The sequence below is a fragment of the Spirulina sp. CCNP1310 genome (genome assembly GCF_034932185.1).
In the GTDB taxonomy this organism is placed as follows: domain Bacteria; phylum Cyanobacteriota; class Cyanobacteriia; order Cyanobacteriales; family Spirulinaceae; genus Spirulina.
On record NZ_JAYGHW010000003.1, the window covers coordinates 36735 to 60806 of the forward strand.

Consider the following 24072-nt stretch of genomic DNA (forward strand, 5'->3'; position numbering starts at 1 on the left):
CAAGTTAACAGATTTTTAACAAATAGTTTACATCTCTACATACTTGAGTGTACCCCGTGGGGCGCAAGTTGGGCCATTTTCGAGGGCCTAGCGAGGGGGTTCATCCTCAGATTTGTTTAACTCGCTGAGATACCAAGGGAGGAGGGCGATCGCCCCCATCAATCCCAACGTAATCGGCCCCCAGGCAAAGGTGAGGAAAAACTTTTCCACCGCATCCCGCCCCCGTGAAGCCACCATCACCGGCCCCAAACCATCCCGGACAATCTAGGCCAGCGTCCCCACCCCAAACCCCCAAACCGTGAGCACCAGGTAAAAGCGGGCTAAAATTCCCTGACCCAGCCGATCCGACGCATGGCGATTCCTTAGTGATAACGCAACGTTGCGCCTATTCTAGGCTTGGTAGGCCTCCATGCCGATGCAGGAACAGACCAAGTTGCGATCGCCATAGGCGTTATCAATGCGTCCCACGACGGGCCAAAACTTATGGCGTTTTAAATCCACCATGGGATAGGCGGCTACTTCCCGGCTATAGGGGTGGCTCCAATCGCCACAGATGAGAGATTGGGCGGTGTGGGGGGCATTTTTAAGGGGATTATCCTGGGGATCGGCGGCTCCGGTGATCACCGCTTCCGCTTCAGCCCGGATCGCCAACATCGCCCCACAGAAGCGATCCAACTCCGCTAAGGATTCGCTTTCCGTCGGTTCAATCATCATCGTGCCAATGACGGGCCAGGACATCGTAGGAGCATGAAACCCATAGTCCATCAACCGTTTCGCCACATCATCCACTTCAATGCTGTGTTTTTTCAACGGCCGCAGATCAATGATGCATTCATGGGCCACTAATCCCTTCACCCCCTTAAACAGGACGGGATAGGCCGCATCAAGCTGATGGGCGATGTAGTTGGCACTGAGGATCGCCGCCTTCGTCGCTGCCGTTAACCCCGTTGCCCCCATCATCGCAATATACATCCAGGAAATCACCAAAATACTGGCACTCCCCCAGGGGGCAGCGGCGATCGCCCCGATCCCCTTTTCGCCCCCCAAACCCGTCACGCCATGGCCGGGCAAATAGGGGGCCAAGTGGGCCGCCACGCCAATGGGGCCAACCCCTGGCCCGCCGCCGCCATGGGGAATACAAAAGGTTTTATGCAAATTCAAATGGCAAACATCCGCGCCAAAATCCCCGGGCCGACAAAGGCCCACCTGAGCATTCATATTCGCCCCATCCATATACACCTGGCCGCCATGGCGATGGATCACCTCGCAAATGTTGCGGATGCCGGTTTCAAATACACCATGGGTGGAAGGATACGTCACCATCAAGGCGGCTAACTGGTCGCTATACTTCTCGGCCTTGGCTTCGAGATCCGTGAGGTTAATATCCCCATCCTGATCACATTTAATACTTACCACCTTCATGCCACACATCACGGCGCTGGCGGGATTTGTGCCATGGGCAGATTCAGGGATCAGGCAAATGGTGCGATGGAGGTCGCCGCGATCGCGGTGGTAGGCGCGGATCACCTGCAACCCGGCATATTCCCCCTGGGAACCCGCATTGGGTTGGAGGGAAATGGCCGCAAAGCCGGTAATTTCTGCGAGCCAGGTTTCCAACTGGTTAAACAGAATTTGATAGCCTTGGGTTTGCGATCGCGGCGCGAAGGGGTGGATCTGACCAAATTCGGGCCAGGTAACGGGGAACATTTCCGCCGCTGCATTCAGTTTCATCGTGCAGGAACCGAGGGGGATCATCGCCGTATTGAGGGCGAGATCCTTGCTTTCCAACTGATGGAGGTAGCGCAAGAGTTCGGTTTCGGAATGGTAGCGGTTGAAAACGGGGTCTTGGAGGAAGGGGGTGGTACGGGTTAAGGCTTCGGGATAGGTGGTGTTGGGGGTTAAATCTTCCAACGTGAAGGGGAGCGTTTCCCGATGGGCGAAAATTTGCAACAGTTCGGTAATTTCCTCAGAAGTGGAGAGTTCATCGCAGGCGATCGCCAGATGGCCCGGCTCCATCAGGCGCAAATTAAACCCCCGTTCCGCCGCCGCTGCCAATAGGGCCGGCGCACTGGCTTCCCCCACCCCAATGCAAACCGTGTCAAAAATCGGCCCATCCACAACGGAATAATTCAACCGTTTTAACCCCGCTGCTAAAACCGTGGCGTGGTGGTGGATGGTGGCGGCGATCGCCTTCAATCCTTCCGGCCCGTGGTAAACCCCATACATCGAGGCAATCACGGCTAAGAGAACTTGAGCCGTACAAATATTGCTCGTCGCCTTATCACGGCGAATATGCTGCTCACGGGTTTGTAACGCCAACCGCAGTGCAGGATTACCCTGGCTATCTTGGGAAACGCCGACAATCCGCCCCGGAATCTGCCGTTTATAGGCTTCCTGGGTGGCAAAATAGGCCGCATGGGGGCCGCCAAACCCTAAGGGAACGCCCAACCGTTGGGTACTTCCTACAGCAATATCTGCCCCCAATTCCCCAGGGGAGGTGAGCAACGTTAGGGCTAAAGGATCGGCAGCTAACGTCACCAATCCCCCCACACCATGAACCCGCTCAATACAGCCGCGATAATCCCACACCACACCATCGGTCGTCGGATATTGCAACAACGCCCCAAATACCGGCGTTTCCTCAAAATCCATCGTCATGTGATCACCAATGATCACCTCAATGCCCAAGGGTTCGGCACGGGTGATCACCACTTCCAAGGTTTGGGGGTGGCAGGCTTCGGAAATAAAGAAGCGATTCGATTTATTCTTACAAACGCTGTAGCTCATGGCCATGGCTTCCGCCGCCGCTGTGCCTTCATCCAAAAGGGAGGCGTTGGCGATGGGCAGACCCGTCAGGTCAATGATCATCGTTTGGAAATTGAGCAGGGCTTCGAGGCGACCTTGGGCAATTTCCGCTTGATAGGGGGTGTAGGCGGTGTACCAACCGGGATTTTCGAGGATGTTACGCTGAATAACTGGCGGCGTGATGCAGGGGGAATAACCCATGCCGATCAGGGAGCGGCGGATCTGGTTTTGGGAGGCGATCGCCCTTAAACTTGCCAAAGCCTCATATTCGCTCTGGGGTTGGGGCAAATTCAGGGGCCGTTGCAACCGGATCGCAGCGGGGACGGCTTGATCGATTAACTGATCCAAACTTGCATAACCCAAAGCCTCCACCATGGCGGCTTCTGCTGCGGGGGTGATGCCAATGTGGCGTAGGGCGAAGGGGGGAAGGGGGGCGGGGGGGGCAGCAGGGGGGGCGATCGCCGGTTGAAGCTCAAGCATTATCGGGTTTAAGGTTGGGGAAAAGGGGCCTTTTTGTTGTAACAAATTATCACAATTTACGGGGGCAATTACTCCCCTTGCCCCAACTGTTGCAAAGCCGCCCGCGCCGCTGCTTTTTCCGCATCCTGTTTCCGTCGTCCCTGGCCCCGGCCGTAGGTTTTCCCCTGAATCCGCACCTCCACCACAAAGGTTTTTTCATGATCTGGCCCCGATTGCCCCACTAACTGATAGGTGGGAATTTGCCCGATCTCGGCCAGGGCCCAGGCTTGCAAATCACTTTTCGCATTGGCTGGCTCCGCTTCTTGCCGTTGGTTTAGGGCCCAGGTAAACAAGGAATTGATATAGTTCCGCACCGGCTCCAGATCACGATCCCCCGCTAAAAAATAAGCCCCAATCAAAGCTTCAAAAGCACTACTGAGTAAACGGGGATTGTCCCGACCCCCGCTATTTTCGACGCTTTTACCAAGGTAGATGTATTGATTCAGGTGTAATTGGTGGGCAAATTCTGCCAATTGGTGGCGATCGACCAAGGAGGCCCGCAAATTGGTTAATTCCCCCTCGGTATATTCGGGATAGCGATGATAGAGAAATTCGCCACAGAGAAACGTCAGGATGGCATCCCCTAAAAATTCCAGTCGTTCATTACTCTCTTCCCCCCGTTCATAGGCATAGGATTTATGGGCCATAGCCTGTCGAAACCAGGGGTCATCAATGGGTATCGGTAAGTTGAAAGGGTTCATCAATCACAGTCCTGCAAAGCGGCGAGATCGGCAGCGGTAATTTTATCCAGATGGCGGGTGATCTTGGCAATGTCCCAATTCCACCAGGCAATGGCGAGTAAAGCCTCAATGATTTCATCGCTGAACCGCTGACGGATCACCTGAGCCGGATTCCCCCCCACGATGGCATAGGGTGGTACATCCCGCACCACAACGGATTTAGCAGCAACGATCGCCCCATGGCCGATCTTCACCCCCGGCATGATCACCGCCTCATAGCCAATCCACACATCATGGCCAATCACCGTATTGCCCTTGTAGGGATAAGCCTCTGGGGGCGATCGCACCGTTTCCCAACCGTTGCCAAAAATTTCAAAGGGATAGGTAGAAAAGCCATTCATTTTATGATTCGCCCCGTTCATGATGAACTTGACCCCACGGGCTAAGGCGCAAAATTTGCCAATAATTAACTGATCCCCCACAAAGGGGAAATGATAAAGAACGTTACGCTCAAAATTTTCGGAATCTTCGGGATCATCGTAATAGGTATAGTCGCCAATGATGATGTTGGGGTTCGTGACGGTATTTTTGATAAAACAAATCTGGGGAAAGCCCGCCATGGGGTGTTTATTCTGGGGATCGGCTCCGTACATCTTCACTCCATGGTTTTTGGCACAACCTACCATTGTAGACAGTTTGCCGCAATTCCTGTATTGGCGATAATTTCCTTCGCTGCCGCCTCAATTTCTAAAATAATGGAAGGTTGAATCCCCTCTGTGGTTTCATCCAAAACCCATTGGAAATTTAAAACGTTCTGGAAGGAATAAACATTTCGCCAATGCTGTGATCCTCACGAATTTCTACCACAGCATCAGTAATTTGCGGATCATGGCTTAAAGGGGTGATCAACAGTTCAGGATGGAGGGCTTGCCAAAAGTAGGTCACGAAAGCCTCAATCTCTTGATCACCCATGCCCCCTTTTCCTTGGGCCTTCATTCGCTGTTCCGCTGCTTTGCGCCAGGTGTAACTGAGGCGATAGTCTACGGGTTTGAGCAGGATCAGTCGATCCAGACGCTCCCACAGGGGGAGATAATCCGCGAGCTTGGCATTCATGGCAAGGGCAAAGGCGCGATCGCCCTCGCTAACAATCGGTTCCGGTGCGCCGTCAAACACAGCGGGGTCTACGGGGCGCACCCCCACAAACCAGCCTTCAAAGATCACCACATCCACCCCCGCCACCCTTTCCGGTTCCCCTTGATCCCCCGCTCCTCCCCACAGGGATTTATCAAATCGGGGGACGGCAACGGGTTGGCCCGCCCAGAGGTGATCTAATACCTGTATCCCTTGAGCAATATCATGGGTTCCCGGCGGCCCCCGCCATTTTAGCCGTGGCTCCTGGGCTTGGAGGGCTTGGCGTTGGCCATAGGAGAGGTAGAGATCATCGAGGGAAAAACTTAAGGGGTGATGGCCTTGCTGTTTTAATAGCGCCGTCACCATCGCGCCTAAGGTCGTCTTCCCTGTACCCTGGCCGCCTAAAATCCCTAAAACGATAGGCCGGCCTAGCCTTTGCTGTTCCTGATGGAGGGCTTGGGCAAGGGGAAACCAGAGGCGCTGAAACGTGGAAGCGATCGCCCATCCCTCTGCTATTCCTTGGCTTTGGGCAAGCGCGATGAACGCCTCCGGGCAATCCCTCTCTGTGGGGGTGAGTAACCGGATGGCAAAATCCATCGGTGGGAGATTGTCGAGGATTGCTGATCCGGCCATAGGCTATGAATCTCCTGAAAGGGTTGAATTTTTAGGGGCCTCGGGCAATGGGAAAATGTTAAGGTGCAAAATTGTCGCAAAAATTTTTGCCCCGCTCCCCTCGCTTCCTTCCCTCTAGAATTTGTTAGGATATGCCTTAGCTTTGGGGACAAAGCACAATTTAACCGATCCCCGGCCCTTAACGACCTTTTGTTATGAACATCCGCAGCCTGTTTCGGGATTTAAGACGGTGGTATGTGGGAACCCCTGACCGCGCCTTAGATGAAGCCTATCAGGGAGCATTGCGGATTAAAGCCCTAGAAGATGAGCATTTTCAGGGGCAGCCGGTGAGCGCGGCGGCGGGGCCGGACTATTGCGATCGCGTTCTCACTTATTTTGAGGCGGAGGTTAAAAACCAGATCCGCACGATTAATCTGCGATTGGCGGAGTTTCGTGCTACTCGTCAGGTGGTGGGCCAGGGCGATCGCCTCGGAGAAGCGGGGAAAGAAGCTGCCGGGATCATTATTGATAAGCTCAATTTTATCGACCAAATTCTCAACCATTACCCAACGACTGCCCCATCGGAGCGCAAAAAATCCCTCTCCCTCATTCCCGTTGACCCCAAAAATACCGCTGCCGTCCCCCAAAACCCCAAACCAAAGCCCTCACCCTCAATATTGCCCAAGGATAAACTGGCCAGTGCTGGCTCCAAAACCGGAGCCGTCCCCCGTTCGATCCTCAATACTTTTAGCCGGGTTAAACGGGAACTCGATCCCCAATCCGTCGGCTCTGAAGGGGAGGTAGTGAAAAAATTTCGCCAAGCCCGCGATCGCACGGCGATCGCCATCAAATTTCTCCTCTTACTGATCATCATTCCCCTCCTCACCCACCAACTCACCAAAACCTTCATCATCGAACCCCTGATCGAAAAGCAATTTTTTACCACCCATAGTGAAATTGTTTTTCTCAATCAAGACCTCCAAGAAGAAGCATTTATCGAGTTAGAGCATTATGAAAAAACCCTGAAATTTACCACAATGCTGGGCTTAACGCCGGAGCTTTCTCAAGGTGAAATCGAAGTTAAAATCAAAGAAAAAGCCGATGAGTTAGCCAGTAACTATCGTCGCCGTGGGGCCAGTGCCGTTGCCAACGTCTTTGCTGATATTTGTTCACTGCTTGCCTTTGGTTGGGTGATTATGATCAGCCGTCGGGAGATTCAAGTTCTCAAGGATTTTATTGATGAGATTGTTTATGGCTTAAGTGATTCAGCGAAGGCATTTTTAATTATTCTGTTTACCGATATGTTTGTGGGGTTCCACTCTCCCCACGGTTGGGAGGTTATTTTAGAAGGGGTTTCTCGCCATTTTGGTTTACCGGAAAGCCGCGATTTTAATTTCCTGTTTATTGCGACCTTCCCCGTGATTCTTGATACGGTGTTAAAGTACTGGATTTTCCGCTATCTCAACCGCATTTCTCCCTCAGCGGTTGCTACCTATAAAACCATGAATGAGTAACCCCGTGAGCAATTCTACCAGGGCTGATTTTTTACTGTTCATGCAACATGGTTGGGCGGATCAGGCGCAACCCATTGCTGGTTTAGGGGCGCAATTGGCCCCCAATGGGGAGGTGGTGGCTCCAGATTTGGGGTGGTGGCGGACTTGGTGGCGGATCGAGCCGTTAATTGAGACGGTGGAAAGGGCGGCGATCGCCCTTCAATCCCAACACCCCGATTTATCCTGGCGAATTGTGGGCCATTCCATGGGGGGGCTGATCTGGTTGGAGCTATTGGATCGCCATCGGCATTGGTGGCCCAAAGTGCATTCTTTAGTATTAATTGCCTCCCCCGTGGGGGGTGCGGATTTGGGGCGGATTCTCGATCCCTTCGGTTGGGGGGTGGGGATTGCACGGGATTTGGGGCGCAATCGGCGGGATTTGGCCCGCCGGATTGCGGCCGAGATCCCCACTTTGGTAATTGCTGGGGATATTGATGGGGGGAGTGATGGCACGGTGTTGGTGCAAACGACCCGCTGTGATTTTGCTCAGTGCGTGACACTACCCTATAGCCATCCGGCGTTAAAAAATCACCCGGCCTTAATCCCCGTGATTCAGGAATTTTGGGCGGATCCTAGGGTTGCTCCACCTCCGGAACTCGGTTTAATGGGGGCAATTGGCGATCGCCTCCGCCAAGTCCCCGGTATCACCGATGCCCATCCCCGTGATGCCCTCAAAGCCAGCATCTTCAAGGAATTCCCCGATGGCACGACGGTGAAAACCTGGCGCAATCCCTGGGGATTGCGCCATGTGTTTGTGATGGATGGGGGAGGGGTTTGTCACTATGGCGGCTTTGTGGGCATGGCCGATGAGGCCAAGTTAGCCAGGGCCTTGGTAGAAATCCAAGGGTTTTGCTAACCTCCAGGTCTAAAAATGTTAAGATTCTTAACAGAAAAGGCTTGCTCATGGAGAATATGGGAAGCATGGAAACCCCGTCTCTTTAGAGCGGGGAAGGGTTAACAAAGGGGAACAATCCGTCGTTTTGTCATGATTCAACCTGCTTCCCGGTTCGGGATCTTTAAAAATCGTCGCCTTTGGATCGGTCTGGGTTTTGGCCTGTTGATCGCGGGGGCCAGCCTGAAGTTATTAGCACCAACGGAGCAATCCCCCACTGCTTCAGGGGACAGCCCCGCCATCGCCCAAACGGGGGAAGCCACACCCGTAACCCTTGTCACCGCTGAATTAACCACGATTCAAGAGGGATTTAACGCCACCGGAACCGTCACCGCCACGGAATTGTTACCCGTCACCGCCCAAGCAACGGGGTTACAAATTCAAACGATTCTGGCCGATGAAGGGCAGTTTGTCCGGGGGGGTCAGGTTTTAGCGCGGCTCAATAGTAGTTTATTGCAAGCTCAATTGACCCAAGCCCAGGCCAGTGTTGCCCAAGCGGAGGCGCGGGTGACGGAGTTGCGCTCCGGTAGCCGGCCTGAAGAAATTAACCGTGCACAGGAAGCGGTGCGTATTGCTAGTGCTGGGGTTGTCCAGGCTCAATCGGATTTGGAGTTAGTGCGGAAACGGGTGCGCCGGAATCAAAACCTGGAGGCGGAGGGGGCGATCGCCCGCGATCGCCTCGATGAAATCCTCAATCAAGCCCGGATTCAAGAAGCGAACCTCCAACAGGCTCAAGCCCGGTTAGCCGAAGCTCAATCCCAACTCACTGAACTGCGCCAAGGCCCTCGGGCTGAGGTGATCACCCAAGCAGAGGCCCAACTTCAGCAGGCCCAAGGGCAAGTCCAATTCATCGCTGCCCAACTGCAACAAACCCAAATCCTCGCCCCCGCCAGCGGCACGATCGCCACCCGCAACGCCCGTGTTGGGGCAATTTCCAACGCCTCAGAACCCCTATTTACGATTATTCAGGGGGGTCAGTTGGAATTGGCTTTAATGATCCCTGAAACCCAGTTGCCCCAAGTGCGGCCCGGGCAGGTGGTGCGAATTACTGCTGAAAATAATCCTGATCTGAGCCTGAACGGCCAAGTGCGGACGATTAACCCTGTGGTTGATGCCCAATCTCGGCAGGCGACGGTGAATGTCATGCTTCCTGCTAATCCCTCCTTAAAACCGGGGATGTTCCTCAAAGGGGAAATTATTACCCGCAATACCCAAGGGATCACGATTCCCACGGCGGCCCTCTTACCCCAAACTGAGGAGCAGGCGGTGGTATTTGTCCTGGCGGGGGATAATCGGGTACGGCGGCAAGAGGTGCAGGTGGGGGAATTATTGGGGGGCGATCGCGTTGAAATTTTGGCAGGGTTAGAGGTGGGCGATCGCATCGTCCTTGAGGGTGCGCCCTATCTCAAAGATGGGGATCAGGTGACTATTGAGTCTTAAATCCTCAACAGGCGTAGGGGCGAAAAATGCTGTAGGGGCGAAAGATTTTTCGCCCCTACTACTCCCCAGGTAGGATTCGAACCTACGACCAATCGATTAACAGTCGATCGCTCTACCACTGAGCTACTGAGGATTGCTTTGTAGCCACAGTTGCTTATTGTAGCAGTAGGTTTTTTAAAAGGCAAGATTTTTTTGTTAATTTCCCCAACAACCTGTAACAGCCCTGTTGTGAATGCCCCAAGACCCTTGGGAATCAGGCTATGGTGGGAAATGGCCAGATTATGAAAATTGTTATCCTCCCGCCCTATGCTCACCCATCATCGCTGTCCCGTCTCCCTCTCCCTGGTGGCCAAAGACTTGCCCCTATGGTCAGCCGTGGATACCTATGCCACCCTCTGCCAACAAGACCGCGATCGCTTCCACCTGCGGCTCAAACACCCCAGCTTTCCCACCCCCGAAACCGCCCTGGCTACCCCTTGGACGGCACACCCTCCGGCGGGAATGCTCTGGTTAGAATTTTCCTCCCAACGGGTTTTACTCACCCTCCAAGGCCGGGGGCAATTGGGCTATCGTCACCACTGGGCCAATGGCGTTTATGGCACTTCTCGCTATTGGCTCGATGCCCCAAACCAAGGACTTCAGCCTGTCATTGCTTTGCGGAACTTTACCCGGCAGTTGGTGGTTTCTGGTTATCCCCTCCCTGATCGCTTGCAGATTGACTATGAACTCTGGTCAGGACAACTCCCCCTCGGCCAATATATTTTGCACCTCGACATTCATCACTAGAAAACAATCAAAAGGCCCCATCCCCGCCGATCTCTGCGAAGATGAGAACAGAAACTTTGTAGAAATTCAGCAGTAAGCCTCAGAATCTATGGGAAGCGATCGCATCGTTTTGCTCTCACGCCGAGAAATCGACAAAATGCGGCAAGCGGGTAAGCTCGCCGCCCAACTCTTAGACCACCTCACCCCCCTAGTAAAACCGGGGGTCAGCACCCTCGAACTCAATGATGAGGCAGAGCGGTGGACTCAGGCCCATGGGGCCAAAAGTGCGCCCCTAGGGTATCCCGGTGCAGTGATGGCCTTTCCGAAATCCATTTGCACCAGCATTAACAATGTGATTTGTCATGGCATCCCCAGCGCCAAAGAAGTCCTCAAAGACGGCGACATTATCAATATTGATGTCACCCCCATCGTTGATGGCTACCATGGCGACACCTCCCGCACGTTCTTCGTCGGTACACCCTCCCCGGTGGCGAAAAAATTGGTGGAAGTGACGGAAGAATGTTTACGGCGGGGGATTGCGGCGGTGAAGCCCGGTGGCCGGGTGGGGGATATTGGCGCAGCGATCCAAGAATATGCCGAAGCGGAAGGCTTTTCCGTTGTGCGGGATTTTGTTGGCCATGGCGTAAATCGTGTCTTTCACACCCCGCCCCAGATTCCCCACTATGGCGTGCGGGGCAAAGGCAAAAAGCTCAGACCCGGTATGGTGTTTACCATTGAACCGATGATCAATGAGGGGAGTTGGGAAGCGGAGGTTTTGGCCGATGGTTGGACGGCTCTCACCAAAGACCGCAAACTTTCCGCCCAGTTTGAACACACCATCGCCATTACCCAAACCGGCGTAGAAATCTTGACCCGCCGCGAAGATTAGCACCATTCCACTTGGCTGTGGCGATCGCGCAACGGCGGAATGCTCCGATGCTAATCTTTGAGGGAAGCCGTTCAGTTCCTTTGTGGAGAAGCCCCCATGCAACTTAGTCCCCAAGAAAAAGATAAGCTGTTAATTTTTACGGCGGCGCTGGTGGCCGAGCGTCGCAAGGATAAGGGTTTGAAGCTCAACCACCCGGAAGCGGTGGCCTATCTCTCCGCAGCTATCCTTGAAGGGGCGCGGGAAGGGCGCACGGTGGCGGAGTTGATGGATTATGGCACAACGCTGCTGACCCGTGAGGATGTGATGCCGGGGATTGCCGAGATGATTCCGGAGGTACAGGTGGAAGCGACATTTCCCGATGGGACAAAGTTGGTGACGATCCACGACCCGATTCGTTAGCTGCGAAAACGGGTTGGTAGGGGCGAAAAATTTTTCGCCCCTACTTAACCCCCTTGGCGACCGCTAGAGCTTGCCCTTAATCTCTGCGAGCAAGCCTTTGCAGGCATCCATGAGTAGATTGATCACATAGTCGAAGCCATCGGGGCCGCCATAGTAGGGGTCAGGGACTTCGCGATCGCCATGGTATTGGGCATAATCGCACATCAGTTTCACCTTTTCTTGATATTGGCCGGTGTGATCGAGGGCGAGAATATTGCGATAATTATCCCGATCCATGGCAAGAATGAGATCAAAGGCTTCAAAATCTTCCGTATTGAACTGGCGAGCAGCGCCCGTCATGGGGATCCCTTGTTTAGCGGCGGCATTTTGCATCCGGCGATCTGGGGGGGAACCGATGTGATAGCTAGAGGTTCCGGCGGAATCACATTCAACCTGGCCCGTCAGACCTGCCTGCTCAACAAAGTGTTTCATGATATTTTCCGCCGAAGGGGAGCGGCAGATATTACCTAAACAGACAAACAGGAGTCGATAAGCCATCGTTAAAAATGCAGAACAGCGTCAAAAACAAGGGAAACAGGGGCAAAACTGACACCGGGAATGGGTAGAAATTCCTAAAATGCCCGCCCTCTATGATAGGGTCTAGTCGTGGTTTTGTGCTAACGTATTCTGCGAGGTTCCCCTTGCTTGTGAGGATAGATTTATCCATGTTCCGAAGCCATCGCAGTCCCTACTCGTTTCGTCAGCGTAAGCAGTCCTTGCATTTTTGGCCCACGGTGCTGTGGGTGATTGTGGGATTGGTGGGGCTAGAATTGGGCATGAATGTCTTGGTTCTCTTGACCAGTCAGCGCGATCGCATCATCAATGCCACGGGGGATAACGCCGAAGCCAATCAATATAAACTTGCCTTTCTCACCCCAGAGGGCAATTCCCTCACCGGCATCCCTCAGCCCGGTAAGCTCGCCGCTAAGTCCAGCGTTGCTGTGGGCTATGAATTATTCCCCGACCAAACCAGTGAGGTTTGGACAATCAACGCCCAAGGGTTCCGTGATCCTGAACCAGTCCCCCTCGAAAAACCAGAGGGAGAAATTCGCATTTTTCTCCTGGGCGGCTCCACCGCCTTTGGTCAAGGGATTAAGGATCAAGCCTCAATTTTAACGGAACGGCTCAATGCTCGGTTCCAGGAGCGTTTAGAGCAACAGGAGCGATCGCCCGAAAAATATCAACCCACCGTCCTCCCCCCCACCGCCGAACAGCGGCAACGCATTGCCCAACTCCCCCCCCGCCTGCGCTCTGGCAATTATCGCGTCATCAATGCCGCCATCCCCGGCTACGCATCGGGGAATCAGTTGGCTCAATTAGCCCTGCGGATTTTGCCCTATCGCCCGGATGTAATCGTTGTCCTCAATGGTTATGAAGATTTGATGCTGGATTCCAGTCAGGAAAGCGTCGGGATTCCAGTTAAATCTAATCTGCTACAACAGCCCTTCCAGTATTTTTGGATTTTAGTCAGTCATCCCATTGAACGGACGATTCAAAACACCATGACTGCAAAGGTACTGCAATACTATGTCTTCAAGGATTATCCTGGCCTTGCCGAACGGAGCTTACCCGTTCAAGATGGTGGCAAGACTTTTGCCGACTATTTACCAGAGAGCGCCGATTCCGAGGAAATGGCTCGCCGGGTGCAACGGTATCGTCAGCACACTTTGCAAATGATTCAGATTGCAGCCGGGGCAAGAGTCCCTTTAATTGTGGCATTGCAACCGGAAATCACAGGCATTTCGCCCGAAAAACGAACTTCAGAAGAATCAACCATTGTCCAGGGATTGGAGTCAAATTACACTGAACTATTGACAGCGGGTTATCAGCAGTTAAATACAAGTAATGAGCAGTTAGGGTCTGCTTTTCCCAATAATGTCAAGGTGCTGAATTATTACGATCTCTTCGATTCCTTTTCAGCAACGGCATTCCTCGATACCGTCCATCTCACCGCCGCTGCTCACCAAGCGGTTTCAGAGCGATTTTATAATGCCATAGCGGATTTGCCCCAATTACAACAGCGGCCGGTGGAGCCGGCTAAGTAGGGAGTAGGGAGTAGAGAGTGGGTGTGAGGGGGCGAAAAATTTTTCGCCCCTACATCAACCCTATTGAACTATAGCAATCCGACGTGATTGCTGAACAAAAAGATAACTGAAGGCCTTGCCCAGCAACAATAGTTGTTTCATGAATCAAATAGGATTGAGTAAGTTTCAGAGTAAGCAGTTCCCACTTCCCACTTCCCACTTCCCACTCCTCACTTCCCACTCCTCACTTCCCACTCCTCACTTCCCACTTCCCACTCCTCACTTCCCACTTCCCACTCCTCACTTCCCCGCCAACCACTTTAAAATCTCCCCCTGGAGGCGATCCAGATCTCGCGAAAATTCCTGTTTGAACCATTGCCCGACGGCATCTAGGGGCGTGAAATTTTTGCCAGCCTGCCAATTTAAGCGTTGGTTAAGGGGGGTGAGGTGTGTGCCGGGGAGGATTTGGAATTGGGTGGTGGTGCTGAAGCGATCGCGCAAAATGGCCGCTAGATCATCGGTTTGATCAATGTCATCGCGGCGAAATTTGATCAAAAAGTTCTGATCTGTGGGGTAGCGTTTCTGGATGAGGGTTAAGGTATCTGTGGGGTTGGGGGTGAAATCTAGATTAAAAGATGCTTTTAAGCCAAGGCGATCGCCAAAGGGAATGGAGCGATCAATGGGGAAATTATTAAAGGAAATGAGAATATTTCCCGCCCGTTGTACCGGATAAACACTGTTAATTAATAAATGGAGTTTGCAGCCCATGCTGTGGCCCAGGCCGTAGATGGGCAGCGGTTCCGGGGGGAGTAACCGGCGGGCTTGGAGGCGATCGCTCAGGGTTTCAAACCGATTAAGTACATCGCGGGCGATCGCCTGATGATCGAGGCTATCCAAATTAGAAAAGGGCGTGGCAATCACCCCATAGCCCGCATCACCCAACGCATTGAGCAAACTGCGATAGACTAAATGGGGAGCCGTTGCCACAAATGCCCCCCCCAAAAAATGAACCAACCCCACCGGCCGGGGGGGGAGTAATAACCAATTATTGCCGCTTGCTTGCCAGTCCATTGTTACTGCTCAATCTCCCCTTAGAATAACGTGCCTACTGGCGATCGCGGCAATCCTCGCTAAGATGGAAAAACCTGCCTCAATGTTTGGCAGTCAGCCTATTCACGATCATTATGAACCTAACTCGAATCACACCCCTTGCTCTCCTCGCCAGTTTAGCCCTAGGGACAACCGCCTGCAATCAAGCCGGGACAAAGTGGCAAGGCACTTGGGAATTTGAAAATCCTGATACTGGAGAAACGGTTCAATTTATTCTCAGTGACGATCAAAAAGTATTTTTTCTGGGCCCAGAAGGGTTAACCCCTGAACCCGTAGCCTACGAAATCCCGATTAAACGGGTCTCCGAAGCCACCACCGTCCCGGAAGGGGTGGAAATAGTTGATCTTGCTGCTGAAATTGAAAAAAATGCAGCCCAAGCCATTTCCTCCGAAGGGGCCTTATCCATCAGTGCCTTAATGCGGGGCCAACAGGCCTATCACCTGGAAAAAGGCGAGTTTACCGATGATTTTGAAAAAATCGGCATCGGGCTGCCGCCAGAAACTGATAATTACAACTACAAAATGACCTTGGCGGAAAATCGCATTGGCCTAACTGCCACAGCCAAAGTAGATAAGGCTAAAAGCTACGCCGGTTTAGTCTACATCGAAGGGGAAGGCCCCCAATCCATGACCCGCGCCATCCTCTGTACCACCGAAGCAGACTCCACCACTGCCCCGGATCTCCCGGAAGTTGCTGAGGGTGAAGCCACCTGTGCCAGCGGTTCTGTCCCGGTGGAATAGGCATCTGTCGGGGCGAAAGATTTTGCGCCCCTACTGCAATTGGGCCAACTTTGCCCGCGCTGAACTCAAAAGTTCCTGGGCTTTGGCGTGGGCAGTTGTGCCGGTTTCAATTTTTTCCAGTTCGGTGATGATCTCTTGGATTTGGCTAGCAGTGGCGGTTTTATTAACGGCGGCGGGATCATCGGGGGTATTGGCCAGCAGCCTACTAATGGCAACATTGGCTTGATCAAAGGCGGCGATCGCCTGCCGTTCTGACTCCTCACGGGTCTTAATCTGAGCTAAATTCGCCACATATTGCGCCCTTAAGGTTTGGGCTTCCACATAACCCGCATCCCCGGCCTGAACCCGGTTTAACTCATCAATAGCCTCCTCCCAAAGATCGAGAATTTGCTGCCATTTTGAAGCGGGATGGGGGGGATTTTGGGACATTTGAGCCGCCTGTTTGCCGAAGGCTTTAGCAACGCTGATATGTTCGTTGGTTTGTTGGGTGCTGGCTACGGTTCCGGTTAATTCGGCAAAATCTCGCTCGTGGGCGATTAGTTTTTGCGCTGCTAGACGACCGGCTAAGGTATTGGGGGGGATTTGGCTGAGTTGATCGAGGGCCACTTGCCAATGGGCTATGGCCCCCTGCCGTTGGGCATCATCCCCCCCCTGCTGATATTGGGTTTTAGCTGTAGTTAGGGTTTGCTCTGCTGTGGCCAAAGCCGTTAAAGCGTTGGTTTCCTGGAAAGCTTGGGCCTCCATCCGCCCCACCTTTTGCCGAGCGGCTTGGAATTCATCCACCGTAAACCGCCAACTACAGCCAAAAAAACTGCAATACCCCACCGGCTCATAGCCCAAAAACCACACCGGCAAACGGTCTAAATTCCCTTGGGCTGCTTTGACTTTCTCGGCTCCCAACGCAATATCTGCGCCGCTGGTGGCTTGATTAAGCAGTTGATCCGCCTGCTCCACATGGGCGATCGCCTGTCGATAATTTTGATCCATTTGGAAAAAACTGGGCAAAAGCAAAATTGGCGCAGCATTAGCCACCGGCCGCCGAATCGGGGGAAAGGGCAAATTCACCACCCACAGGCCCCCAGCCCCAATGATCACCCCCAAAACCCCCCACTTGAGCCATTGCCCCAGGCCGATCTGACCATTGGCCCGGGCCGCTTGGCGAATCACTTTGGGGCTAAACTCCGGAAAATGATCTGTGACGGTTTCGCGAATTTGCGTTTCGGTAGCAAAATCTCCCCGCTCCAGACGCATTTTTTCTAGCCGTTGCAGCACAATGCCGAGCAGGGTTGTGCCGTTGCTGCCCTTGGCTTTAGCGGCTTTTTTGAGTTCAGTTTTGAGGATTTGATATGCGCGATCATTAAGACGGGCCATGGTAGAAACGCAGGTGAGGGTTGATTGAACCTATTTTAAAGGGTGGCGTTCCGCCCCATCGTTTCCTTCTTATCCTGGTTCAATTTTCCCAAGATTCAGGGGGGCCAAATTTCTGATCCTCGATAAACTGGGAAGAAGATTGTAGGGTCCTTGAGCCAATTTCTGTGATGAACCAACCCAACAATGAACGCCAACGGGCCGCCGATGCCTTTGCTCAATCCTTAGCCGCATTTCAAGAACTGTTGGCGGAAGTTGCCCCAGAGGAGGCCCCTTTAGCCGACGAACCCCTGGATGAGTCGCCCGCCCAATCCCCACGCAGTAGCGATTAATCCCCAACGATGGGATCAACCGGCGGAATATCCGGGGCAAAAATAAACACTAGGCTTAAAAACCACGGCTCCCCCGTTGGGCGATGAATGGCAATCTCACGGATAAATTCCCGGAAATAAAACCGCCGCTCCGGTTCGGAGAGATCCCACCAAAATTGTGAAATCGAAACGGTTTGGGCGATCGCCCCTAAATTATCCGGCGGCAGTTGGGCGAGTTGGGCTTGGGCTTGGGCGATTTCCGTTTGTAATTGGTAGCGGCGCAATTGGGCGGTTTCGGGATCAAGGATGCCCTGAGCTTCTAAATCCGGGAGTTGGGTGAGAATCTCCTGATTCCTCGCTATCTTGGCCCGAATTTCCCCCCCGAAATCCCCCGCTGGCATTCGGGCCACCGCTTGGGGGAGGTCACGGCATACCGAGGCGATCGCCGCCGCCAACACTTCCCCATAGGCCAATCCCCCGCAGGCTTTCCCCCCCAAGCATTCCACGGGCCGCAGATAGAGATAATCCGGTTTTTTGCCCCGTTGGGTGGTGCGGGTAATGCGGTAGCGGCTGCGGCAATGGTGACAGCGTAATAAACCGGCCAGCGATCGCGGCGCACTGGCGGTGCGGGGGGGTAAGGCGCGATTGCGTTTGAGGAGGCGATCAATTTGGGCCGCTTCATCCCGGCTTAAAATCGGCGTATGGGTGTTGGTCAGCGTTTGCCCTTGGGCAGAGGTGAGATCGCCGCGATAGACCGGATTCGTCAGCCAGCGGCGACCCGTCGTCACCGTAATTTTTTTGCCATATTTCTTTTCCAAATAGCGCACCGCCCCCCGCAACGAACCATAGAGCAAAAACTGCTCAAAAAAATCCTTCACCACCGGAGCCGTACTGCGATCCAACAAATAGCGATCCTGGCCGCGCCGATAACCATAGGGGGCCTTTCCCGGTGGGGGTTTGCCCGCTAAACGATTGCGGCTGTGGCCGAGGCGCAATCTGCGCCGCTGTTGCTCTTGTTGAATGGCGGCGATCAGGCCGAAGAAAGGGGCATTTTTTCCCTCTGGATAGCCTTGGCTGGTGACAATTAACGCCACTTGGGCCGCTTCCAATTGAGCCACCACCCCACTCACCTCAGCCAACGTATCCCCCAACTCCTCCAACCGCCGCACCAGCAGGTATTGAGGCGGTTGTGTGGCACAAAGGGCTAAGAGTTGCGCCAATTGGGGACGCTGCCCATTGCCCCAATCTTGATAAACCTGATCCACCTCCACCCCCCAAAGATCCGCCGCTGGCGGAGCTTCCAATCTTGGATCACTGTAAACGTAGGCAATAATCCGCATTAGGAGGCGATCGCCACAGTATGACGGGCCAACCAAGTTAATAAAATCCCATTGACCTGTTCCGGCGCTTCATCCTGGGGACAATGGCCCACATTGGGCAGGGCAATAAAGTCCTCCACCGTCCCTAAATTTGCCACTTCTCGCCCCAAAGCTACCGGCTCCCAAGGATCCGCTTCCCCCCAAATTACCACCGTCGGACAACGCAATTGGGGGAGCAAATCCTCCGGTAGGGGCCCTTGGGAATAGGTGGTGAAGGCAGCAAAGACGGCGGCCGCACCGGGATCGCGGGCGGGTTTGAGCAGCATGGCCAGCAGTTCATCGGTGACGGCGGCGGGGTTGTGGTAGGCCTGTAAAAGGGCTTGGCGGACGGGGCGGGGTTGGGCGATGGTTTGGAAAAAGAAGGTGTAAAACCAGGGCTGTTTGAGTAGACCTTGCAAAATCGGCGTGCTGAACTGTTGATGCCAGGGTTGGGTGTCCCGTTTGCGTTCGTGAAGGAGGCGGAGGGAAAAGTTGAGGGCGGCGAGGCCCTGGACTTGATCGGGGTAATCAACGGCGGTTTGCATCGCGGCGATCGCCCCAATGGAATTCCCTACTAAAAACGCCGGTTCCCCCACCACTTCCCGACAAAAATCGGCAATTTGGGCCGCCCAAGTCTCGAAGGTATAGGGGAAAGGATCGCCAGGCTTGGGTTTTGCCGAAGCGCCAAACCCCAATAAATCCAGAGCATAGCAGCGGTATTGCGCCCCCAACACCGGCAGATTATGCCGCCAATGGCCCCAGGAAGCCCCAAACCCATGGATCAGCAATACCGGCGGCCCCTGATCCCCCACCTGTTGATAGCAGATGGGGAGATTGTGCCAATGCCAGGTCTGGGTGGGAGTGGTGAGGGGTAAAGGGGTCATGGTTGGGCGTTGAGGAAATGCTCGTAAGTGGTGCGGGAAAGGTTTTGAATCAGGAGGCGGGCGCGGTCGTCATTGTGGGGACGACGGACGAGGATGGCGATCGCATAGCGTTTCCCCGTGGGGGTTTCCACCATGCCCACATCCCCTAACATTGTGCCAATATCGCCGGTTTTATGGGCAATCACTGCCCGTTCATCCAAGCCTTGGGGTAGGAGTTCCCGCCGCTCCACCCGCTGCAAAATATTCAGGAGGCGATCGCGAGATTCTAAGGAAACAATTTCCCCCTGATGAATTTGGGCTAAGAGATGGACTAAATCAATGGGCGTAGTGACATTCGTTCCCCCCAAATCCGGGAGGTCATTTGCAATGCTAGTGGCCGTGAGTCCCCAATCACTAAACCGCTGATTCACCCTTGCTGCTCCCCCCAAACGATGGAGCAGCATATTGGTGGCGGTGTTATCACTGATGATGATCATTTTTTCGAGAACTTCCCCGACGCTATAGGTGCGGCCGGGGGTATCGTACTGCATCGTGCCGGAGCCGGTGGCGATCAAATCCGGCTTCATGACCAAACCTTCTTGGAGCGTTAAGCCCCCAGCATCGATTTCTTGAAAGGCCGCAACCAACAGGGGTAACTTAATCGTGCTGGCGGCGGCGATGCTGGCTGTGCCGTTGAGATTGACAAAATCGTAGGTATCTAAATCGAGGATAAACACCGCCGGTTCAAGATCGGGAAAGGGGGCGGTGACGGTTTGGAGGCGATCGCCCAATTCATCCAAGTTCTGGCCCAACTTTAACGGCGGCAAGTTTTGCCCTAAGGGGGCAGTGGGGGCAATGGCATTGGGGGGAGTTGGGTTAATGCCAACAATGGCCGTACCCGCCAGCACGGCGATTCCCACAAGGACGATCACACAGCGACTCCCATAAATCACCCAGGGATTCAGCGGGCGTTGGCGTGGGGATGCTATTTCCTTAAAGGCGTGAACCGGGGGAGGGGCCAAAACCACCTGTTGAATCCGGGGGGGTTGATCCGGCACAGCATGGAGATGACGGGGCCGTGGGTTTTTGCGGGTTTTTGCTGGCGATGGGGAAGCTAAGGCGGAACGCTCCGGGCGCGGTAGGGGTGTGATCGATGCCAGTTGGGATGGGGGGATGGGTTGACCTTGTTGCGCCGCCGCTTGGGCCATCCGTCGCCGTCTTCTGCGTCCACCGCCTGAGGATGTCATTGGTCTTTTTCGCCTCTGCGCTCAATTCTGCTGCTATACTAATAATTCAAACGAACTATTGATGAGTTGAAGCTCAGGGAACCTCCGCCCTCTATACCTCATCTATTCACCCTCCTCACCACAACCGAAGCTTATTTCCCCGACGGTAACAGATCCAAAATTTTATTCACAAATTCTTGATGATCCACCACCGGCTTCGAGATATAGTCATCCGCCCCGCTTTGTTTGAGAAAGCTTTCGCGATCGCCTTCCATGGCGTGGGCCGTCACTAAAATAATCGGCAAATGGGCCGTCTTCGCATCCGCCTTGAGCATTTGGGTAATTTTCAACCCATCAACGGCTTTCCCTTGGTAAACACTATGGGAAAGGGACACGTCCATTAAGATAATGTCTACCTCTCCCCCTTGGGCCGCTCGCATCACTTCTTCCACATCTTCAGTGCCACGAACTTCCAAACCACCACGTTTCGTGAGAATTTTGGAAAAGACCCGTAAGTTGATCGGGTCGTCTTCTACAATCAGAACGGTTGTCATAGGTGTCAATCGGGAGGGAGTGACGGGATCACAAAATAAGTATTGAGACGAACATCCCCCTTCATCTTCCCATTCAGCGGGAAATCCGTCACCCTCCACTGTACGCGATTATAAGGAATCCAGACCCATGGCTAAACAGCTTGACCTGCTCGCAACGGGCAAAATCATCCCCACTGCACTCCACAGTGAGATGGAACGGTCTTATCTGGAATATGCGATGAGCGTCATTGTCGGGCGAGCTTTGCCCGATGTGCGCGACGGATTAAAACCCGTCCATCGCCGTATTCTCTACGCCATGCACGAACTGGGCTTAACCCCCGATCGCCCCTATCGTAAATGCGCCCGTGTTGTCGGGGATGTCTTGGGGAAATACCATCCCCATGGGGATCAATCGGTCTACGATGCCCTGGTGCGGATGGTGCAGGATTTTTCCTCTCGTTATCCCCTCTTGGCGGGCCATGGCAACTTTGGCTCGGTGGATAATGACCCCCCAGCGGCGATGCGCTACACGGAAACGCGGCTGGCGGCGATCGCCCAAGATGGCCTCCTTACCGATATCAGTGAGGCCACGGTTAATTATGCCAATAACTTTGATAATTCCCAACAGGAGCCGGTGGTGTTGCCGGCCCAGTTGCCGATTTTGTTGCTCAATGGTTGTACGGGGATTGCCGTGGGCATGGCCACCAATGTGCCGCCCCATAATTTGGGGGAAATTGTCGATGGCTTAATTGCTCTGATTGATCACCCGGATTTGCCCGATCGCAAATTGTGGCAACTGATTCCCGGGCCGGATTTTCCCACGGGGGGGGAAATCATCGGTACGGCGGGGATTGAGGAAGCCTACGCCACGGGTCGGGGTAGCATTCCGTTGCGGGGTGTTGCCCATCTGGAAGCGTTGGAGAAGGGGAGTAAGCGCCGCCGCCATCAACAGGTTTTAGTGATTACCGAGTTGCCCTATCAGGTCAATAAGGCGGCTTGGATTGAAAAAGTTGCCGAGTTGGTGAATCAGGAAAAACTGAAGGGGATTGCTGATATTCGGGATGAGAGCGCTCGCGATGGGATGCGGGTTGTGATTGAAATTAAGCGGGATGGCAACCCCCAGGAAATTTTGCGGCAACTCTATCGCCAAACCCCCTTACAGGGCAACTTTGGCGCAATTTTCCTGACGTTGGTGAATAACAAGCCCTGTCAACTCAGTTTGCGGGAAATTTTGACGGCGTTTTTGGAATTTCGCGAAACAACTCTCGTTAGGCGTTATCAGGATGAATTGGCCCATGCAACGGGTCGCCGGGAAACGGTGGCGGCGCTGTTGGCGGCTTTGACGAATCTCGATCAGGTGGTGGAGATTCTCCGCCATGCCCCCGATGGCACGACAGCAAGGGGAACATTAATCACGGAATTAGGAATTAATGAAGCTCAAGCTAATGCGATCCTGGCGATGCCGATGCGCCGGTTAACGGGTTTGGAGCGGCAAAAGTTGGAGCAGGAGGGGACGGAGTTAGGGGCGCAGATTGAGCGGTTGGCGCAGTTATTGGGCGATCGCCATGAATTATTAAAAGCCCTCAAAAAGGAACTCCGTAGTCTCAAGCGTAAGTTTAGCGATCCCCGCCGCACGAAAATTCTCACCGGGTCAGCGCCGGAACCGGCCTCCCCTGGAACGCCTAAAACAACGGCTAAACCCAAGACCGAAAAAGCGATCGCCCCCCCCTTGATCACCGACAGCCTCCCCTCGGATGCGGTGTTGATCGTGACGCAAAAAGGGGCGATCGCCTGGGAATCTCCCCCCAAACCGCCAAAATTGCCCCGCAAATTAGAAGATTTGTTGATCTTGCGCGAACCGATCCAAGGGCGGGAACAGGTGATGGTGATGACGGAATCTGGCAAGGTTTATCCCCTGGCCATGGATGCCATCCCCTCTAGCGGCAATCCTACCCCCGTGATTCAATTGCTTTCCCCAACGGTGCAACAGAAGCGCGAACCCCTCAGCCATTTCTTTTTGCCGCCTTTGGCTGGGGATCATACTGATCTCTTGGTGGTGACGGAACAGGGCCGAGTGAAACGGGTAGGGGCGGCGGATCTTGCGGAGATTACCAACCGGGGGGCGGTGTTGGCGAAATTGAAACCGGGCGATCGCCCGCAACAGGTGCAATGGGTGCAACCGGGGCAAGAAGTGGCGATCGCCACTTCCGGCGGGCGCATTCTCCGCTGTCCCATTGATGACGAGCAGATCCCGATCATGGGGCGGACGGCTCAGGGCAGCCAAGGGACGCGGGTGCGCAAGGGGGAAACCATTGTCGGCAGTGTGGCCATTCATCCCGCCCAAGTGAAAGAATTTTTCCTGCTTACGGAGCAGGGCTATGGCAAACGCTTACCCCTGAAGGAATTGCGTTTAGGGCAGCGGGGGGATATTGGTACGCAGGCGCTGCGGTTTAAGGGGAGTGATGGGTACGCTAAAGCGGATCGCCTCCTCGCCATTGCGCCCCTACTTCCCGGTTTAACCAAGATAGCGGTACTCACCAGTACCGATCGCTTACTCTGGATCACGGTGGCGGATCTCCCTCAACAGGGCAAAGAGGGATTAGGCGATCGCATCCCCGGTTTAAACCGCGATGAAACCCTCGCTGAGTTCATCCCCACCATCCTCTACTAATCTGAAATCCGGCTGCAAAATTAATCTAGGGGCGAAACAGTTTTCGCCCCTACTCAGTCCGCTCCCTCTCGCTTTTCGAGATTTGAGCCGATATTCCGCGAACCAAGAATCCCCGTCGCTGTCTTCGCGGGGAGTGTCACCAAG

The 24072-nt window shown here is 54.0% G+C and carries 22 protein-coding genes, 1 tRNA gene and 1 pseudogene; 10 read left to right on the plus strand and 14 right to left on the minus strand.

The features are described 5' to 3' along the window. Positions 1–87: 87 nt before the first annotated feature. The 6 genes and pseudogenes from VB712_RS01400 to VB712_RS01420 form a co-directional block, all read right to left on the minus strand. Positions 88–237: a hypothetical protein gene (locus tag VB712_RS01400; protein WP_323251371.1), complete on the minus strand. Its 150-nt coding sequence runs from the start codon at positions 235–237 to the stop codon at positions 88–90. A 153-nt stretch (positions 238–390) separates the two neighbouring features. After that, positions 391–3285 carry an aminomethyl-transferring glycine dehydrogenase gene (gene gcvP / locus VB712_RS01405; protein WP_323251373.1) on the minus strand — a complete coding sequence of 965 codons (2895 nt, stop codon included), beginning with the start codon at positions 3283–3285 and terminating at the stop codon, positions 391–393. A 68-nt stretch (positions 3286–3353) separates the two neighbouring features. After that, positions 3354–4025, minus strand: a complete 672-nt coding sequence (gene rnc / locus VB712_RS01410; protein ID WP_323251375.1) for a ribonuclease III — start codon at positions 4023–4025, stop codon at positions 3354–3356. Next, entirely contained in the window at positions 4025–4657 is a 633-nt protein-coding gene (locus tag VB712_RS01415; RefSeq protein WP_323251376.1) for a Vat family streptogramin A O-acetyltransferase, read from the minus strand. The genes rnc and VB712_RS01415 overlap by 1 nt, the downstream gene beginning before the upstream one ends. 47 nt (positions 4658–4704) lie before the next feature. Beyond that, positions 4705–4797 (minus strand): annotated as a pseudogene (locus VB712_RS20340) (ABC transporter ATP-binding protein); the annotation flags it as partial. An 11-nt stretch (positions 4798–4808) separates the two neighbouring features. Then, on the minus strand, positions 4809–5768 hold the full coding sequence (locus VB712_RS01420) for a glycerate kinase (RefSeq protein ID WP_323251377.1): 960 nt from the start codon (positions 5766–5768) through the stop codon (positions 4809–4811). 194 nt (positions 5769–5962) lie between these two features. On the opposite strand from VB712_RS01420, the gene VB712_RS01425 reads away from it, so the two are divergent. From VB712_RS01425 to VB712_RS01435, 3 genes are all read left to right on the plus strand, one after another. Further along, a complete protein-coding gene (locus VB712_RS01425; protein ID WP_323251379.1) occupies positions 5963–7261 on the plus strand; it encodes a proton extrusion protein PcxA in 1299 nt (432 codons plus the stop codon). Between the two features lie 40 nt (positions 7262–7301). Further along, positions 7302–8156 carry an alpha/beta hydrolase gene (locus VB712_RS01430; RefSeq protein ID WP_323251381.1) on the plus strand — a complete coding sequence of 285 codons (855 nt, stop codon included), beginning with the start codon at positions 7302–7304 and terminating at the stop codon, positions 8154–8156. A gap of 129 nt (positions 8157–8285) precedes the next feature. Continuing rightward, positions 8286–9632: an efflux RND transporter periplasmic adaptor subunit gene (locus VB712_RS01435; RefSeq protein ID WP_323251382.1), complete on the plus strand. Its 1347-nt coding sequence runs from the start codon at positions 8286–8288 to the stop codon at positions 9630–9632. 61 nt (positions 9633–9693) lie between these two features. Here the strand turns inward: VB712_RS01435 and VB712_RS01440 are convergent. Then, a tRNA-Asn gene (locus VB712_RS01440) sits at positions 9694–9765 on the minus strand. A gap of 173 nt (positions 9766–9938) precedes the next feature. On the opposite strand from VB712_RS01440, the gene VB712_RS01445 reads away from it, so the two are divergent. The 3 genes from VB712_RS01445 to VB712_RS01455 all read left to right on the plus strand — a co-directional run bounded on the left by VB712_RS01445 (position 9939) and on the right by VB712_RS01455 (position 11685). After that, positions 9939–10418, plus strand: coding sequence for a hypothetical protein (locus VB712_RS01445; RefSeq protein ID WP_323251384.1), 480 nt, complete (start codon positions 9939–9941; stop codon positions 10416–10418). Positions 10419–10506: 88 nt separating this feature from the next. Then, positions 10507–11286: a type I methionyl aminopeptidase gene (map, locus tag VB712_RS01450; RefSeq protein WP_323251386.1), complete on the plus strand. Its 780-nt coding sequence runs from the start codon at positions 10507–10509 to the stop codon at positions 11284–11286. A 96-nt stretch (positions 11287–11382) separates the two neighbouring features. Beyond that, positions 11383–11685 (plus strand): urease subunit gamma, encoded by a 303-nt coding sequence (locus VB712_RS01455; RefSeq protein WP_323251388.1) that lies wholly within the window; start codon positions 11383–11385, stop codon positions 11683–11685. A gap of 63 nt (positions 11686–11748) precedes the next feature. On the opposite strand, the gene VB712_RS01460 is transcribed toward VB712_RS01455, so the two are convergent. Beyond that, positions 11749–12222, minus strand: a complete 474-nt coding sequence (locus VB712_RS01460; protein ID WP_323251390.1) for a low molecular weight protein-tyrosine-phosphatase — start codon at positions 12220–12222, stop codon at positions 11749–11751. Between the two features lie 167 nt (positions 12223–12389). Here VB712_RS01460 and VB712_RS01465 point away from each other — a divergent pair, with 167 nt between their 5' ends. Next, a complete protein-coding gene (locus VB712_RS01465; RefSeq protein ID WP_323251392.1) occupies positions 12390–13769 on the plus strand; it encodes an SGNH/GDSL hydrolase family protein in 1380 nt (459 codons plus the stop codon). A 279-nt stretch (positions 13770–14048) separates the two neighbouring features. On the opposite strand, the gene VB712_RS01470 is transcribed toward VB712_RS01465, so the two are convergent. After that, positions 14049–14819 (minus strand): DUF1350 family protein, encoded by a 771-nt coding sequence (locus tag VB712_RS01470; protein WP_323251394.1) that lies wholly within the window; start codon positions 14817–14819, stop codon positions 14049–14051. A gap of 113 nt (positions 14820–14932) precedes the next feature. On the opposite strand from VB712_RS01470, the gene VB712_RS01475 reads away from it, so the two are divergent. Further along, positions 14933–15598, plus strand: a complete 666-nt coding sequence (locus VB712_RS01475) for a type IV pilin-like G/H family protein (protein ID WP_323251396.1) — start codon at positions 14933–14935, stop codon at positions 15596–15598. A 30-nt stretch (positions 15599–15628) separates the two neighbouring features. Here VB712_RS01475 and VB712_RS01480 read toward each other — a convergent pair whose 3' ends face one another. Further along, a complete protein-coding gene (locus tag VB712_RS01480; protein WP_323251398.1) occupies positions 15629–16969 on the minus strand; it encodes a hypothetical protein in 1341 nt (446 codons plus the stop codon). Positions 16970–17136: 167 nt separating this feature from the next. On the opposite strand from VB712_RS01480, the gene VB712_RS01485 reads away from it, so the two are divergent. Next, on the plus strand, positions 17137–17298 hold the full coding sequence (locus VB712_RS01485) for a hypothetical protein (RefSeq protein WP_323251400.1): 162 nt from the start codon (positions 17137–17139) through the stop codon (positions 17296–17298). Here the strand turns inward: VB712_RS01485 and VB712_RS01490 are convergent. The 4 genes from VB712_RS01490 to VB712_RS01505 form a co-directional block, all read right to left on the minus strand. Next, positions 17295–18653, minus strand: coding sequence for a recombinase family protein (locus VB712_RS01490; protein WP_323251402.1), 1359 nt, complete (start codon positions 18651–18653; stop codon positions 17295–17297). The genes VB712_RS01485 and VB712_RS01490 overlap by 4 nt on opposite strands. Then, a complete protein-coding gene (locus VB712_RS01495; RefSeq protein ID WP_323251404.1) occupies positions 18617–19519 on the minus strand; it encodes an alpha/beta fold hydrolase in 903 nt (300 codons plus the stop codon). The genes VB712_RS01490 and VB712_RS01495 overlap by 37 nt, the downstream gene beginning before the upstream one ends. Next, positions 19516–20745: a serine hydrolase gene (locus tag VB712_RS01500; protein ID WP_323251406.1), complete on the minus strand. Its 1230-nt coding sequence runs from the start codon at positions 20743–20745 to the stop codon at positions 19516–19518. The genes VB712_RS01495 and VB712_RS01500 overlap by 4 nt, the downstream gene beginning before the upstream one ends. A 131-nt stretch (positions 20746–20876) precedes the next feature. Continuing rightward, a complete protein-coding gene (locus tag VB712_RS01505) occupies positions 20877–21278 on the minus strand; it encodes a response regulator (protein ID WP_323251408.1) in 402 nt (133 codons plus the stop codon). A gap of 127 nt (positions 21279–21405) precedes the next feature. Between VB712_RS01505 and VB712_RS01510 the strand changes: the two genes are divergently transcribed. Then, the gene (locus VB712_RS01510; protein WP_323251410.1) at positions 21406–23928 is read left to right on the plus strand and encodes a DNA topoisomerase (ATP-hydrolyzing); all 2523 of its coding nucleotides are present in this window, start codon (positions 21406–21408) and stop codon (positions 23926–23928) included. Positions 23929–24072 lie beyond the last annotated feature (144 nt).